We start from the raw sequence: 13,812 nt of genomic DNA, 5'->3' as shown, positions 1-13,812 counted from the left end.
GCGACGACAGGAACGCTATGAAGCGACGGAGCCCGGTACAGGGGACGTTGGTCAGCACCCGCCCTGCACTTTCGTAAGGTCCGCGGCGGCCGGGTAGCGTGCTCGCATGATCCGAGTGCTGCTTGCCGACGACGAGGCGATGATCCGGGCCGGGGTGCGGGCGATCCTCGGCACCGCCGATGGCATCGAGGTCGTCGCCGAGGCGGCCGACGGGCGCGAGGCGGTCGACCTCGTCCTCGGGCACCGGCCGGACGTCGCTCTCCTCGACATCCGGATGCCCCGGCTCGACGGCCTCCAGGCGGCGGCCGAACTGAGCCGGGTCGCGCCCGGCACGGCCGTGGCGATGCTCACCACGTTCTCCGAGGACGAGTACATCGCGAGCGCGCTCGGCTCGGGCGCGGCCGGTTTCCTCCTCAAGTCCGGCAATCCGCGCGAGCTGATCGCCGGGGTGCAGGCCGTCGCCGAGGGCGGCGCGTATCTCTCCCCCTCGATCGCGCGCCGGGTCATCTCCCACCTCGGCGCGGGGCGGCTCGGCAAGCAGGCCACCGCCCGCACCCGTATCGAAGAGCTGACGGCACGCGAGCGCGAGGTGCTCGCGCTGGTCGGCGCCGGTCTGTCGAACGCGGAGATCGCCCAGCGGCTGCACGTCGTCGAGGGCACGGTGAAGGCGTACGTCAGCCAGGTCCTCGCCCGTCTCGGCTTCAAGAACCGGGTGCAGGCCGCGATCCTCGCGTACGAGGCGGGACTCGTCGGCGAGGAGTGAGCGCTCACTCCTCCGGGGCGCCCCCTCTCCTTCGCGACTCCCCCTCCGCGACCTCTTACTTCGCGACCCCTTACTTTCGTCGGGGGCGCAGGCCGGGGTGATCGGCGATGCTTGGCCGATGCGCGGCACACACGGCTGGCTTCCCCGGCTCTTCGACATCGGGCTGTGGCTCGTGGTGTGCGCGCCGCCGGTCTCGGCCGCCATCGGTCTCGACGGACGTGACGCGGTCGTGGCGGCCGTGGGCGTTCCGCTGCTCGGGGGCGCCGTGGCGTTCAGCAGGCGGTGGCCGCTCGTGGCGCTCGCCGTGCCGGTCGCGCTGAGTCTGCTGACGGACGCGGAGATGCTGACGCCCGTGTACTGGGCGGCGCTCGCCCTCTTCGGATATCTCGCGGGCAGCCGCAGCGTCGCGGTGCGTCCCGCACTGTGGTTCTTCGGGGCGGCGGCCGCTGCCGGGCTCGTGCTGTGCGCGGTCGTGTCGAGCGATCTGTGGGGCTGGCCCTCGATGCTCCTGACGCTGCTGATCGGCGTGGTGCTGCCCTGGCTGCTCGGCCGCTACCGCCGCCAGTACGCCGACCTGATGGCCACCGGATGGCGGCTCGCCGAGCGCATGGAGCGCGAGCAGCAGGCCGTCGCCGACCGCACCCGCATCCGCGAACGGGCCAGGATCGCGGGCGACATGCACGATTCGCTCGGCCACGATCTGACGCTCATCGCGGTTCAGGCGGGCGCCCTGGAGGTCGATCCCACCCTCGACGCCCGCCAGCAGGCGGCCGTGGGCGAGCTCCGCGAGGCGGCGGGCGCGGCGACCGAACGGCTCCGCGAGATCATCGGCGTCCTGCGCGCCGACGAGGAAGCACCGCCGCGCGCGCCGTCGCAGGAGGGCGCGGACGCCCTGGTCGAGCGCGCGAGGGCCTCCGGGGTCGAGGTCACGCTTGAACGGTCGGGCCGCACGGAGACCCTGCCACCGATGGTCGCCCTCGCCGTCCACCGCGTACTCCAGGAGTCCCTGACGAACGCCGCCAAGCACGCCCCCGGCGCGGCGGTCCGGATCCGCCTCGCGCGAGAGGCCGACACGCTGCGCCTGACGGTGGTGAACGATCCGGCACCGGCGGGGCGTCTGCCCGGTGTCGCTTCGGGCGGCAGCGGCCTCATCGGGCTCGACGAACGGGTGCGCCTTGCGGGCGGCACGCTGCGCGCGGGCCCGATGGACGACGGCGGCTTCGCGGTGACCGCCGAGCTGCCCGCGGCGGGAGCGGCGCCACGCGCCGTCGACACACCACGGCCGACCGCCTCCGCCCGCGAACTGGAGCTGACCAGGCGGCAGATCAGACGGCGGCTTGCCCAGGCGGTCCTGGCCCCGCTCGCGGTCCTCGCCGGAATCCTGCTGCTCATGGTCCCCCTCAGCCTGATCAGCTCCGTCTTCTCGGTCCTTGACCGGGACGTGTACGACGGTCTGGCGGCCGGGGAGCCGCGCGACGAAGTGGAGTCCCGGCTGCCGAACTTCACCAGGGACGGCCCGCCGGACGGCGCGCCCGCGACACCGCGCGGCCAGGAATGCACGTACTACAGCACGCGCTTCATGTCGGCCGACGGCTACCGCCTCTGCTTCGCCGGTGGACGGCTCACGTCCAAGTCGGTCGTGGGCCACGACGAATGACGGGGCATCCTGTGTGACCGTACAGACTCAGGCAGGACCCACGCAGGCGCGGGCAGGCCCCGCGAACGAGAGGCAGTCATGGCGACGACGCACCACGAACCGGCAGGTCAGCTCCCCCTGGCGGGCATCACCGTCGTCAGTCTTGAGCAGGCCGTCGCCGCTCCCTTCGCCACCCGTCAGCTGGCCGACCTCGGTGCCCGCGTCATCAAGGTCGAGCGCCCCGGCGGCGGTGACTTCGCCCGCCGCTACGACACCACGGTGCACGGCCAGGCCAGCTACTTCGTCTGGCTCAACCGCTCCAAGGAGTCCCTCACCCTGGATCTCAAGTCCGACGAGGGCAGGGAGATCCTGCACGAACTCCTCGCGGGCGCCGATGTGTTCGTACAGAACCTGGCTCCCGGCGCCGCCGACCGCCTCGGCCTCGGCCCGGACGAACTCCGGGCCCGCTACCCCTCGTTGATCCCCTGCACTCTCACCGGGTACGGCATCAGCGGCTCCTGGGCGGACCGGAAGGCGTACGACCTCCTTGTGCAGTGCCAGACCGGGCTGCTCTCGCTGACCGGCACCCCCGACGAGGCGGTGCGGGCGGGCATCTCGGTCGCGGACATCGCGGGCGGGATGTACGCCTACACCGGCATCCTCACCGCACTCTTCACCCGGGCGACCACAGGGCGCGCACCGGCCGTCGACGTCTCCCTCTTCGACGCGCTCGCCGAGTGGATGAGCCAGCCCGCGTACTACACGCGCTACGGCGGCACGCAGCCGCCGCGCGTAGGCGCCCGGCACGCCACGGTCGCGCCCTACGGCCCGTTCACCGCGTCCGACGGCAAGGACGTCCTGCTGTCCGTACAGAACGAACGCGAGTGGGCCGCCCTGTGCGAGCAGGTCATCGGCAGGACCGAGCTGACCGACGATCCGCGGTTCGCCACCGGCTCCGACCGTGTCGCGCACCGCGACGAGCTCGACGCGATCATCTCCATGCGCTTCGCCGGTCTCGGCAGCGAAGAGGCGATGGAGCTGCTCGACCGCGCCAACATCGCCAACGCGGGCGTCAATTCGGTCGCCGAGTTCCTCGACCACCCCGCGCTCACCGAGCGCGAGCGCTGGCGGGAGGTCGCGATCCCGGGCAGCTCGTCCCCCGTGCAGGCGCTGCTGCCGCCCGCGAATCTGAGCGGCGTGGACCCGCGCATGGATCCCGTACCGGCCGCGGGCGAGCACACCGAGCGGATCCTCAAGGAGCTGGGGCGCGACCATGACGCCATCGCCCGGCTGCGCGAGGAAGGGGTTTGCGGGTGAGCGGGGCCTGAGCCCCGCCCGCGTCAGGCGACGCCGAGCCCTTCGAGCACCACGGCGTTCGGCAGCTCGGCGAACGCCTTGCCCGGCACGATGAGCTTGCCCCGGCGCCTTCCGCTGCCGATCAGGACGTACGGCAGGTCGACGACGGCGGCGTCCACGAGCAGCGGCCAGTCGGCGGGAAGGCCGATCGGGGTGATGCCGCCGTACTCCATGCCGGTTTCGCCGGTCGCCGTGTCCATCGGGGCGAACGAGGCCTTGCGGGCGCCGAGTTGGCGGCGCACGACGCCGTTCACGTCGACGCGGGTCGTGGAGAGGACCAGGCACGCGGCGAGCGAGGTCTCACCGCCGCGCTTGCCCGCGACGACGACGCAGTTCGCGGACTGCTCCAGGATGTCCTGACCGTAGTGCTCCACGAAGGTGGCGGTGTCGGCCCACTGCGGGTCGGTGTCGACGTGGAGCATCTGCTCGGCGGGGACGGTCCCGCTCCAGCCGCGCACGGCGTCGGCGACGGGCGCCACGAGGAGGTCGAGCGCCTCGGGCGCGGGACGGACGTCGTCGAAATCTCCCATGGGTGCACGCATGGCCGCACGCTAACAAACCCGGCGGGACTCAGTACGCCGGGACTCAGTACGAGGAGGCGTGCGCGGGCGGCACGGACACCGACATGGTCATCTCGACCGGCTCGGCACCTTTGTTGTGATAGCCGTGCGGAACGTTCGCCTCGAACGACGCGGCCGACCCGGCGGGCACGAGGTGCTCCACGCCGTCCACCAGGAGCGTCAGCTCGCCCGCCGAGACGTGCAGCAGCTCCATGGTCCCCGGCGGATGCGCGTCGGAGTCACTGCCCTCACCGGGCATCAGCTTCCACGCCCACAGCTCGAAGGGCCCGCGTGCCTCTGTCCCGACCAGCAGGGTCGTGCTGCTGCCCGCCTCCGTGGACCACATCCGCACCGCCTGCTCCGGCGGCACGAGACGGACGTGGGAGCCCTGTTCGTAGTCGAGGAGGGTGGTGATGCTGACGCCCAGGGCGTCGGCGAGCTTCACCGTGATGCCCACGCTGGGGTTGGTCCTGGCCTGCTCGATCTGGATGATCATGCCGCGGCTGACACCCGCGCGGGCCGCGAGCGCGTCGAGCGTGAAGCCCCGTTCCGAGCGCCAGCGCTTGAGGTTGCGCGCGAGCGACTGAGTGAGCTGGTCGAGGTCCGACACATTCCGTCCAATATTATGGATGACAGAGTTCACGATGCTGAACTACGGTGTGGTGCACCTAATGGTTCACCACACTGTACTGCGAGGATCCCCGATGACCGCACTGTTCGCCTTGGCCACCAGCCTGCTGTACGGCCTGGCCGACTTCGGCGGCGGGCTGCTGACCCGGCGGATCCCCGCGCTCACCGTGGTCGTCGCCTCCCAGACCATCGCCGTGATCGTCCTCGGCGTGATCGTGGTCGCCACGGGCGGCTGGACGGAGTGGGGCCCGCAGCTGTGGTTCGCGGTGGCCGCGGGGCTCCTCGGCCCGGTGGCGATGCTCGCCTTCTACAAGGCCCTGGCCATCGGCCCGATGAGCGTCGTCTCACCGCTCGCCTCCGTGGGCGTCGTCGTACCGGTGGCGGTGGGCCTCTTCCTGGGCGAGCGGCCCGGGGTCCCGCAGTTCGCCGGGCTCGCCGTCGCCATCGTGGGCATCGTGCTCGCGGGCGGCCCCGAGCTGCGCGGCGCCCCCGTGCAGCGGCAGGCCGTCCTGCTCACCCTGCTCGCCGCCTTCGGCTTCGGCGCGGTCCTCGCCCTCATCGCCGAGGCGTCGAGCACCCTCACCGGCCTGTTCCTCGCCCTGTTCGTACAGCGCGTGACGAACGTGGCCGCGGGCGGGACCGCACTGTTCGTCTCGGTGAGGCGCGGCGGAGTCGCACTCCCGGAAGGCACGGGCATGGGGCTGATCTGGGCGGCGCTCCCGGCGCTCGCCTTCGTCGGCCTCGCCGACGTCGCGGCCAACGGAACGTACTCACTGGCCGCCCAGAACGGCCCGGTCACCCTGGCCGCCGTACTCTCCTCGACCTACCCGGTGATCACAGCGCTGGCAGCACGGGCGGTACTGAAGGAACGGCTGCGGGGCGTACAGGCGGCGGGAGCGGGCCTGGCACTGGTGGGCACGGTACTGCTGGCCAGCTGAACAGCGACTACGCCTCCAGCTCCCCCAGGGCGAGCAACTGCTCCGGCGTAACTCCGTCAGGAATAGGAACCGGCGCAGGCGTCCGCAACGGCGGCTGCCACCCCGCATCCGCGTCCCACGTGCGCACGACACGGGCGGGCGCCCCGGCCACCACGGCATGGTCGGGCACGGAGCCCCGCACCACCGCCCCCGCGGCCACCACGACATTGCGCCCGATCCTCGCGCCGGGCAGGATCACGGCGTTCGTTCCGATCCAGCAGCCGGGGCCGATCTCGACGGGCTCCATACGCGGCCACTGCTTGCCGATCGGCACATGCGGATCGTCGTACGAGTGGTTCGTGGACGTCACATAGACGGTGGGCCCGAAGTAGCAGTCGTCGCCGATCGTCACCGTCGTGTCGGCGATGACATGGCTGCCGCGGCCGAGCACGACGCCGTTGCCGATGCGCAGGATCGGGTCGGGGCCGAGGTCCAGGTCGGGCATCATCCCGGCGGTGAGAGTGACCTGCTCGCCGATGATGCAGTGGTCGCCGATGCGGATCCACGGTTCACCGAAGACGGTCCCCTGCGGGAAGGCGAGCTTCGTGCCGTCGCCGAGCGCGCCGAACCGCAGCCGCCCGGGCCGCTGCGCGGTCACGGCCCCCGTCCGCCTCACCCACGCCCAGCCCGCATGGACGGCGCGCTGGGTCGCGCGGCGCCGCCAGTCGGCGACCGCGGATGAGAACGTGTTCCTGTTCTTCGGCACGCGCTCACGTTACTCAGCCGCACCCGCCCAGGTGAGCCCGGACCCCTGTGATCTTCACCCCACAGGGCGGCGGCCGGGCCCCCGTCCCGTACGGTTCCGCCAGGCGCCAGGCGCGAGACACGTACGAATGGAGAGTTCCGATGAGCCACGAGGCACTCATCACCGGGATCGGCGGCAAGAACCCGAAGATCGATCAGGACGCCTTCACCGCGCCCACCTCGGTCGTCATCGGCGAGGTGACGCTGCACGCCGGTGCGAGCGCCTGGTACGGGGCGGTGCTCCGCGCCGACGGCGGCCCGATCGTCGTCGGCGCCGACAGCAACATCCAGGACAACTGCAGTCTCCACGTCGACCTGGGCTTCCCGATGATGATCGGCGAGCGCGTCTCGGTCGGCCACAACGCCGTCCTGCACGGCTGCACCGTCGAGGACGACTGCCTGATCGGCATGGGCGCGACGGTGCTCAACGGCGCGGTGATCGGCGCCGGTTCGCTGGTCGCGGCGCAGGCGCTCGTGCCGCAGGGGATGGTCGTGCCGCCCGGCTCACTCGTCGCGGGCGTACCGGCCAAGGTGCGCAGGCCGCTCACCGACGAGGAGCGCGCGGGCATCACCCTCAACGGCACGATGTACGTCGAGCTGGCCAAGGCCCACCGGGACGCCCACGCCAAGTAAGACGAGCGAGGCGAGGCGAGTGAGACGAGTGAGACGAACGCGGTCAGTCGGCGGCCGGAACGGGGACCGAATCGGCCGCCGTCGTCGTCTCCCCGCCGCGCTCGGCCTCACGCGCCGCCGCTGACTTCTTGGCGCGGCGCTTGACGAGCAGCATCGAGCCGACGCCGATAAGGACGGCGATGGCCAGGCCGAAGTACGAGAACCGCTTGAGCCAGTCCTCGGCGACGACGCCGATGTAGTAGATGACGGCGGTGGTGCCGCCCGCCCAGATGATGCCGCCAAGCACGTTGGCGATGAGGAACTTCCAGTACGGCATGCGAAGGACGCCCGCGAGCGGTCCCGCGAAGATCCGCAGCAGGGCGACGAAGCGGCCGAAGAAGACCGCCCACATGCCCCACTTCTGGAACGACTGCTCGGCGCTGCCGACGTTCGCCGCGCTGAAGTGCTTGGGGAATTTCCGTTCCAGCCAGGCCAGGAGTGGCCGGCCGCCCTTGCGTCCGATCGCGTATCCGATGGAGTCACCGATGATCGCGCCCGCCGTGGCGCAGATCCCGAGGACGACGGGGTTGAGCTCGCCGTGCTGCGAGGAGAGCAGCGCCGCGGAGACGAGGACGATCTCACCGGGCAGCGGAATGCCCAGGCTCTCCAGACCGATGACCACGCCCACCAGCGCGTAGATACTGACGGCCGGTACGGTCTCCAGCCATTCCTGGACGTGCAACGCCGGTTCCTCCTGTGCTGGGGGGTTCTGTACCCGGCGTGCGCGTTCCCCCCTAGATCGCGCACGCCGGGCAGCCTACCCGCTCACCCGGCGTCGGCCGGGGCGGAGCCCTCTCGGTCCCAGAGGTCGCAGCGGTGCTCACGGGCCACGGCGGTGCTCAGCTCGTTCCCGCCCACGGACGCGGTGCGCAGCGAGAGCACCTGGCCGGGCCGGGCCCGCCAGTCGGGCACGGTGGGCTGGCCGTCGGCGCGCGGCGCACCGCCGTGGATGAAGGAACCCCAGTACTGGACCATCTGCCCCGCCAGGTCCCGCTGTTCCGCGTTGAGCGGCGTCGCGAGCCCGAAGTGCTTGAAGAGGTACTGCACTTCGTTGACGTGCGTCGCACCGAAGTCGAACGTCTTGCCCGCCTCGCGGATGGAGGCGAAGGGCGGGGATGTGCGGTCGGCGAACTCATAGGCGTAGACGGGGCCACGGCCCGCGAGTGTCTTGTCCATGCGCAGCGCCGAGCAGGCGAACATCTGGTCACCGAGGGTGGCCGCATACGCGTGCGTCGGCGAGGTGTGCTCGGACACCGGGTAGCGCTTGAGCACCTCGGCACCCAGCTCCGCGCCGTACGTCTGGGTGAGCGCGCCCGGGTACTGCTCCTCGGTGAGCGGCTTGCCCTGCCCGTCGAACTGTCCGTAGGCGAAGAGCCGCCCCTCATCGCTGTTCGCGCCGTTCAGGACAGGCACGCGTGAGGCGCTCCCGTTCTTGTACGCCTCCTCCGGCTGGACCGGCAGGAAAGCGCCGCCCGCCACCGGACCCCAGTCGAACCCGGCCTGCGCCGCGAGGATCTCCTCGGCGGGCTTCTTGCGCAGACAGGCGAGGGCGGTCGCCGGGTCGGCGCAGCCCGCCTTCTTCGCGAAGGCCGCGCCCTGCGTGACCGCGTCCTTGCGCTCGCGGGCCGCGCAGTCCCCGTAGGCGCCGCTCTCCACGATGGCCGCGCGGTAGAGGCCCTTGGCGGTGGGCGAGGCGAGCTGGGTGCAGACGGAACGGCCGCCCGCGGACTCGCCCGCGATGGTGACGCGCTGCCGGTCGCCGCCGAACGAGCCGATGTTGGCGCGCACCCAGCGCAGGGCGGCCTGCTGGTCCTGCATGCCGTAGTTGCCCGAGACGCGGTCGGACGCCTCACCGTCGAGGCTCTCCCCGGCGAGGAAACCCATGGCGCCCAGGCGGTAGTTGACGGTCACCACCACGGTGCCGGTGCGCCGGGCGAAGGTGTCCGGCACGACGTCCTCCCCCGCGCCCGCGGTCAGGCCGCCGCCGTGCAGCCAGACCAGGACAGGGCGCTGCTTGTACTGCCCCTTGGGCGCGTAGACGTTGAGGTCGAGGCAGTCCTCCGTGTGGCTGGGGTTCTCGTAGCCCGGGTCCCAACTGGCGCCCTGTACGCAGCGGTTGCCGAAAGAGTCCGCATTGCGCACGCCCTCCCAGGACTTGGCGGGCCGGGGCTCCTTCCAGCGGAGGTCGCCGACGGGCTGCCGTGCGTACGGGATGCCGAGGAACTGCCGCCCCTCGGCGGTGGATTGACCACGCAGCCAGCCCGCTTCCGTACGGACGAGCGTGCCGCCGCCCGCCCGGGAGGCGTCCTGCGGTGCGGCCTGTGCGACATGCGGTGCGATCAGGGCCGCGGCGGCGGCCATGACGACGAAGGCGGACGCGTTTCGTCCCGTTCTTCTCCTGCGGCTCATGCGGCGACTCCCCTGGCTGACGTCGACCCACTGGCGGCGGGAAAACTATGGCCGTCGTTGACTCGTGTCAATGAGTTGAACAGAAGACCGGGGAAACAGGGGAGAAGAAGTCACAAGGAAGTCAGGAGAAAACCGGAAGCAGTCAGAGAAAACGGCGCCTCGCCGGTCGGGACCCCCGTGGCCCGGCCGACGTGACGCCGCCGTGTTCAATGAACGTACGGAAGCGAATGCCCGTACGCGACTCAGTTATTGGGGCGCAGCGTCCAGACGACGGTCATCTCGCCGGTCACAGCGCCGTCCTCGCGCTGGATCGCGATCGACACCGGGAACTCGGGACGCTGCCCCGCGTCCAGCTCGGCGACGACATCGGCGGCCGGACGGCCGAGGGTCGCGGTGGCGGTCACCGGCCCCATGGCGAGCTTCTTGTACGCGATGTCGGCGCGGACGGCGAGGGGCACGGCCCGCGAGAGCTGGTCCCCGAACGCGGCGAGCACGATCGCCCCGCTGGCCGACTCCCCCAGCGTGAACATGGCTCCGGCGTGCGGCCCGCCGACGTGGTTGTGGAAGTCACCCTGATCGGGCAGGGCGACCACGGCCTTCTCCGGCGTGGTCTCGCGGAACTCGAGGTTCAGGGTCCGGGCCATCGGCACGGTGGCGGCGAGCATCTCGCCTATCGACATCTGGTCAGCGCTCATGGCGCGATGTTACCCACGGGTAGCGTTCTTTGGCCAGGAGCCTGCTCGACGTAGATCGCGGTCGCCTATGGTTGCTGCCCATGTGGCCAGGAGAGCAGCAGCCCGGGGGCGGGCAGAACCAGCAGCCGAATCCGTACCAGCAGCCGGGGTATCACCAACCGGCGGCATGGAACGCGCCCACCGTTCCCGGCGGCATGCCCCCGGCCCCGCAGGGCAACGGCGGGGGTAACGGCAACAAGACCAAGGTCATCGCCATCGTCGCCGCGGCCGCGGTCGTGGTGGCCGCGGGAGTCACCGGCTTCCTGGTCCTGGGCGGCGACAAGGACGACGACGCGAAGCCGGGCCCGACCCGGCCTTCCGCATCCACGTCCACGAAGTCTCCGAGCCCTTCCGGATCCGAGGGCGCCGGCGATCGAGGTGTCGGCGGCGGGCCGAAGCCGACGATCGCGGGCTGGAGCACGGTCGTGAACGTCGAGCGCGGAATCGCCTTCGACGCGCCCCCGGAGTGGCACCTCAAGTCGCGCGACTGGGTGGACGCCGTCGGGGAGGCCGACGACGAGGACAGCATCCTGATCGCGATGGTGGCGCCTGCCGCTCTCCAGGAGAAGTGGTGCGCGAGCGATCCCGACCGGGACGGCGTCAAGGACTACACGCCGCTCGCCGAGGCCGGCAGCAAGGGCAACCGCGGCGCGAAGAGCACCGAACAGATCGCCAAGAAAGACTCGGCGATGTGGGTGTACGGCCAGTACTCCCAGCCCGACCGGAAGAACATCAGGACCAGCGCGGTGAAGCCGTACACCACCAAGTCCGGCATCACGGGCAGCCTCGCCACATCCTCGGTCTCCGGCGTCGAGAAGGCGGACAAGTGCCGGACGGACGGCAAGGCGACCACCTTCGGATTCAAGGACTCCAAGGGGAAGTTGGTCTCGTGGTCGTTCTTCGGGGCCAAGGGTGTGAGCGATGAAGTTCCGGACGCGACGGTGAGGAAGATGCTCAGCACGGTGCGCGAATACGGCAACGGGTCCGCGTCCTGACCGACCGCATCGTCACCACCTCTGCCACCCGCACCCGCGGTTGGCGCACCGTCCCCGCCCCAAGCCCCCGTATCGTTTCCCGCCATGTGGCCAGGACAGCAGCCGCCCGGGGGCGAGCAGAACCCGCAGGACCAGAATCCCCATCCGTACCAGCAGCCGGGGTACCAGCAGCCGAACCCGTATCAGCAGCCGGGATACCAGCAGCCCAATCCCTATCAGCAGCAAGGGCCGGGGCAGCCGGGTCAGCCGCAGGGGCAGTGGAGCGCGCCGACCGCGCCGATGGGCGTGCCGCAGCAACCCGGCGGTAGCGGGGGCGGTGGCAACGGCAGCAGGACCAAGCTCGTCGCCGTCATCGCGGCGACGGCAGTCGTGGTCGCCGCCGGTGTCACCGGCTTTCTGGTGCTCGGCGGCGACAAGGACGACGAGGCGGATGCCAAGCCGTCCGAGTCCCCCGCCGAGCCCGCCTCCAAGAAGCCGGACCCGGCGACCGGTGGCGGCGAGGACGCGCGCGGCACGAACAAGGGCCCGAAGCCGGTGGTCAAGGGCTGGCAGGTCGTCGTGAACCCCAAGTGGGGCACCGCCTTCGACGTCCCCGCCGACTGGGAGGTGCAGACCGACGACACCCTCATCGGCTTCGAGGACGCGAGCAAGGGTGCCGAGGCGAAGCCGCTCATCACCATGTCCGCTCCCGCGTACTACAAGTCGAAGTGGTGCTCGTCCGACGACGACAAGGACGGCACGCAGGACGACACCGCCCTCGGCGCCGTCGGCACCAAGGGTGCGAACGGCGCGAAGAGCACCGACGAGGTCGCGGTCAACCAGGTGCCGTGGTGGGTCTTCGGCGGGTACACGCAGCCGGACAAGAAGAGCCTCACCGTCACCAAGAAGGCGGAGTCGTTCACCACGAAGACCGGCGTCAAGGGCAGCATCGCGCGTGCCCATTCGACGAACACGCCGCAGAACGGCAAGTGCGCCTCGGACGGCAAGGCGATCACCTTCGGCTTCAAGAACTCCGAGGGTGAGTACGTCGCGTGGTCGATGTACGGCGCCAAGGGCGTCAAGGACGAGATCCCGGACGCGACGGTCATGAAGATCCTCAATACGGTGCGTCTGCACGGGGATCCGACGGAGTCCTGAATCGTTTCGTGCGCCGGTGGGGCTTGTGACCCGATGTGCCGACGCCCCGGTGGGGGCAGCGATGACATCAGGCCACAAGCCCCTCTATGGTTACTGCCCATGTGGCCAGGACAGCAGCCGCCCGGGGGCGAGCAGAACCCGCAGGACCAGAATCCCAATCCGTATCAGCAGCCGGGGTACCAGCAGCCGAACCCGTATCAGCAGCCGGGATACCAGCAGCAGCCTCACTCGGGCTCCTTCTCGCAGCCCGAGCAGCCGCAGTGGGCGGCGCCCACGCCACCGCCCATGCCGCCCCAGCCGGGCGGCGGCGGTCAGGGCGGTGGCGGAAACAAGACGAAGGTCACCGCGATCGTCGCGGCGGTCGCCGTCCTGGTGGCCGCGGGTGTCACCGGCTTCCTCGTCCTCGGTGGTGACAAGGACGACGAGGCGAACGGGGATCCTTCGAACTCTCCCGCCAAGTCCGCATCGCCGAAGCCGAAGCCGAGCCCCACCGACGACGACGGCGGCGGCACCGAGCGCGGTACGGGGGGCGGCCCGAAGCCGACGATCAAGGGCTGGCAGGTCGTCGTGAACCCCAAGTGGGGCACCGCCTTCGACGTCCCCGCCGACTGGGAGGTGCAGACCGGCGACACCTTCATCGGCTTCGAGGACAACGAGAAGGGTGACGGCAGCGTGCTCATCGGCATGTCCGCACCCGCGTACTACAAGTCGAAGTGGTGCTCGTCCGACGACGACAAGGACGGCACGACCAGCGACGCCGCCCTCGGCGCCGTCGGCACCAAGGGTCAGAACGGCGCCAAGAACACCAAGGACGTCGCGCGCAACGACTCCGCGTGGTGGGTCTTCGCCGGTTACACGGGCCAGAAGAAGGCCGACAAGAAGAAGATCAAGATCGGCAAGGCGGAGTCGTTCACCACCGCGTCGGGCATCAAGGGCAGCGTCGTGACCTCCACCACGTCCGGCATCGTCAAGGAAGACAAGTGCGACTCGAACGGCAAGGCCACGACGTTCGCCTTCAAGAACTCCGAGGGTGAGTACGTCGCGTGGTCGATGTACGGCGCCAAGGGCGTCAAGGACGAGATCCCGGACGCGACGGTGCAGAAGATCCTCAAGACGGTACGGCTGAACGGCGACGCCGACGAGTCCTGAGGCCTCTGACGGGGCCCGCCCCGTAGGCCTCTAGGCCCGTAGAGAAACGG

14 protein-coding genes are annotated in these 13,812 nt (G+C 70.7%); 8 read left to right on the top strand and 6 right to left on the bottom strand.

What is annotated here, in order from left to right; translation table 11 throughout:
- Nucleotides 1–106 precede the first annotated feature (106 nt).
- The 3 genes from ACFQ7F_RS05005 (at nucleotide 107) to ACFQ7F_RS04995 (ending at nucleotide 3,716) form a co-directional block, all read left to right on the top strand.
- Entirely contained in the window at nucleotides 107–763 is a 657-nt protein-coding gene (locus ACFQ7F_RS05005) for a response regulator (protein WP_383266204.1), read from the top strand.
- 118 nt (nucleotides 764–881) lie between these two features.
- Nucleotides 882–2,420, top strand: a complete 1,539-nt coding sequence (locus tag ACFQ7F_RS05000; RefSeq protein WP_383266201.1) for a sensor histidine kinase — start codon at nucleotides 882–884, stop codon at nucleotides 2,418–2,420.
- 78 nt (nucleotides 2,421–2,498) lie between these two features.
- Nucleotides 2,499–3,716, top strand: coding sequence for a CaiB/BaiF CoA transferase family protein (locus ACFQ7F_RS04995; RefSeq protein ID WP_383266199.1), 1,218 nt, complete (start codon nucleotides 2,499–2,501; stop codon nucleotides 3,714–3,716).
- Nucleotides 3,717–3,739: 23 nt separating this feature from the next.
- On the opposite strand, the gene ACFQ7F_RS04990 is transcribed toward ACFQ7F_RS04995, so the two are convergent.
- A complete protein-coding gene (locus ACFQ7F_RS04990; RefSeq protein ID WP_383266196.1) occupies nucleotides 3,740–4,297 on the bottom strand; it encodes a YbaK/EbsC family protein in 558 nt (185 codons plus the stop codon).
- 43 nt (nucleotides 4,298–4,340) lie between these two features.
- On the bottom strand, nucleotides 4,341–4,925 hold the full coding sequence (locus ACFQ7F_RS04985) for a helix-turn-helix domain-containing protein (RefSeq protein WP_383266193.1): 585 nt from the start codon (nucleotides 4,923–4,925) through the stop codon (nucleotides 4,341–4,343).
- A gap of 94 nt (nucleotides 4,926–5,019) precedes the next feature.
- Here ACFQ7F_RS04985 and ACFQ7F_RS04980 point away from each other — a divergent pair, with 94 nt between their 5' ends.
- Nucleotides 5,020–5,883 carry an EamA family transporter gene (locus tag ACFQ7F_RS04980; protein WP_383266190.1) on the top strand — a complete coding sequence of 288 codons (864 nt, stop codon included), beginning with the start codon at nucleotides 5,020–5,022 and terminating at the stop codon, nucleotides 5,881–5,883.
- A gap of 7 nt (nucleotides 5,884–5,890) precedes the next feature.
- On the opposite strand, the gene ACFQ7F_RS04975 is transcribed toward ACFQ7F_RS04980, so the two are convergent.
- On the bottom strand, nucleotides 5,891–6,628 hold the full coding sequence (locus ACFQ7F_RS04975; protein ID WP_383266188.1) for an acyltransferase: 738 nt from the start codon (nucleotides 6,626–6,628) through the stop codon (nucleotides 5,891–5,893).
- 140 nt (nucleotides 6,629–6,768) lie between these two features.
- Here ACFQ7F_RS04975 and ACFQ7F_RS04970 point away from each other — a divergent pair, with 140 nt between their 5' ends.
- On the top strand, nucleotides 6,769–7,299 hold the full coding sequence (locus ACFQ7F_RS04970) for a gamma carbonic anhydrase family protein (protein ID WP_383266185.1): 531 nt from the start codon (nucleotides 6,769–6,771) through the stop codon (nucleotides 7,297–7,299).
- Between the two features lie 43 nt (nucleotides 7,300–7,342).
- Here the strand turns inward: ACFQ7F_RS04970 and ACFQ7F_RS04965 are convergent, their stop codons facing one another.
- The 3 genes from ACFQ7F_RS04965 to ACFQ7F_RS04955 form a co-directional block, all read right to left on the bottom strand.
- The gene (locus tag ACFQ7F_RS04965) at nucleotides 7,343–8,020 is read right to left on the bottom strand and encodes a DedA family protein (RefSeq protein ID WP_383266182.1); all 678 of its coding nucleotides are present in this window, start codon (nucleotides 8,018–8,020) and stop codon (nucleotides 7,343–7,345) included.
- A gap of 83 nt (nucleotides 8,021–8,103) precedes the next feature.
- Nucleotides 8,104–9,747, bottom strand: coding sequence for a carboxylesterase/lipase family protein (locus ACFQ7F_RS04960; RefSeq protein ID WP_383266180.1), 1,644 nt, complete (start codon nucleotides 9,745–9,747; stop codon nucleotides 8,104–8,106).
- A gap of 242 nt (nucleotides 9,748–9,989) precedes the next feature.
- Nucleotides 9,990–10,427, bottom strand: a complete 438-nt coding sequence (locus tag ACFQ7F_RS04955; RefSeq protein ID WP_383266419.1) for a DUF4442 domain-containing protein — start codon at nucleotides 10,425–10,427, stop codon at nucleotides 9,990–9,992.
- Nucleotides 10,428–10,522: 95 nt separating this feature from the next.
- Between ACFQ7F_RS04955 and ACFQ7F_RS04950 the strand changes: the two genes are divergently transcribed.
- The 3 genes from ACFQ7F_RS04950 to ACFQ7F_RS04940 all read left to right on the top strand — a co-directional run bounded on the left by ACFQ7F_RS04950 (nucleotide 10,523) and on the right by ACFQ7F_RS04940 (nucleotide 13,762).
- Nucleotides 10,523–11,476, top strand: a complete 954-nt coding sequence (locus ACFQ7F_RS04950) for a hypothetical protein (protein ID WP_383266177.1) — start codon at nucleotides 10,523–10,525, stop codon at nucleotides 11,474–11,476.
- 84 nt (nucleotides 11,477–11,560) lie between these two features.
- Entirely contained in the window at nucleotides 11,561–12,613 is a 1,053-nt protein-coding gene (locus ACFQ7F_RS04945; RefSeq protein ID WP_383266175.1) for a hypothetical protein, read from the top strand.
- 99 nt (nucleotides 12,614–12,712) lie between these two features.
- Entirely contained in the window at nucleotides 12,713–13,762 is a 1,050-nt protein-coding gene (locus tag ACFQ7F_RS04940; protein WP_383266172.1) for a hypothetical protein, read from the top strand.
- Nucleotides 13,763–13,812 lie beyond the last annotated feature (50 nt).

This window comes from Streptomyces sp. NPDC056486, assembly GCF_042795295.1.
GTDB lineage: Bacteria > Actinomycetota > Actinomycetes > Streptomycetales > Streptomycetaceae > Streptomyces.
The sequence above is the reverse complement of the archived record's forward strand: the minus strand, read 5'-3'. Positions and strand labels throughout refer to the sequence as shown.

What these genes read in the sequence shown, in the direction of transcription:
- ACFQ7F_RS04950 (WP_383266177.1), top strand. Translation starts at nt 10,523, where the DNA reads ATGTGGCCAGGAGAGCAGCAGCCCGGGGGCGGGCAGAACCAGCAGCCG.
- ACFQ7F_RS04995 (WP_383266199.1), top strand. Translation starts at nt 2,499, where the DNA reads ATGGCGACGACGCACCACGAACCGGCAGGTCAGCTCCCCCTGGCGGGC.
- ACFQ7F_RS04945 (WP_383266175.1), top strand. Translation starts at nt 11,561, where the DNA reads ATGTGGCCAGGACAGCAGCCGCCCGGGGGCGAGCAGAACCCGCAGGAC.
- ACFQ7F_RS04955 (WP_383266419.1), bottom strand. Translation starts at nt 10,427, where the DNA reads ATGTCGATAGGCGAGATGCTCGCCGCCACCGTGCCGATGGCCCGGACC.
- ACFQ7F_RS04940 (WP_383266172.1), top strand. Translation starts at nt 12,713, where the DNA reads ATGTGGCCAGGACAGCAGCCGCCCGGGGGCGAGCAGAACCCGCAGGAC.
- ACFQ7F_RS04970 (WP_383266185.1), top strand. Translation starts at nt 6,769, where the DNA reads ATGAGCCACGAGGCACTCATCACCGGGATCGGCGGCAAGAACCCGAAG.
- ACFQ7F_RS04960 (WP_383266180.1), bottom strand. Translation starts at nt 9,747, where the DNA reads ATGAGCCGCAGGAGAAGAACGGGACGAAACGCGTCCGCCTTCGTCGTC.
- ACFQ7F_RS05005 (WP_383266204.1), top strand. Translation starts at nt 107, where the DNA reads ATGATCCGAGTGCTGCTTGCCGACGACGAGGCGATGATCCGGGCCGGG.
- ACFQ7F_RS04980 (WP_383266190.1), top strand. Translation starts at nt 5,020, where the DNA reads ATGACCGCACTGTTCGCCTTGGCCACCAGCCTGCTGTACGGCCTGGCC.
- ACFQ7F_RS04990 (WP_383266196.1), bottom strand. Translation starts at nt 4,297, where the DNA reads ATGCGTGCACCCATGGGAGATTTCGACGACGTCCGTCCCGCGCCCGAG.
- ACFQ7F_RS05000 (WP_383266201.1), top strand. Translation starts at nt 882, where the DNA reads ATGCGCGGCACACACGGCTGGCTTCCCCGGCTCTTCGACATCGGGCTG.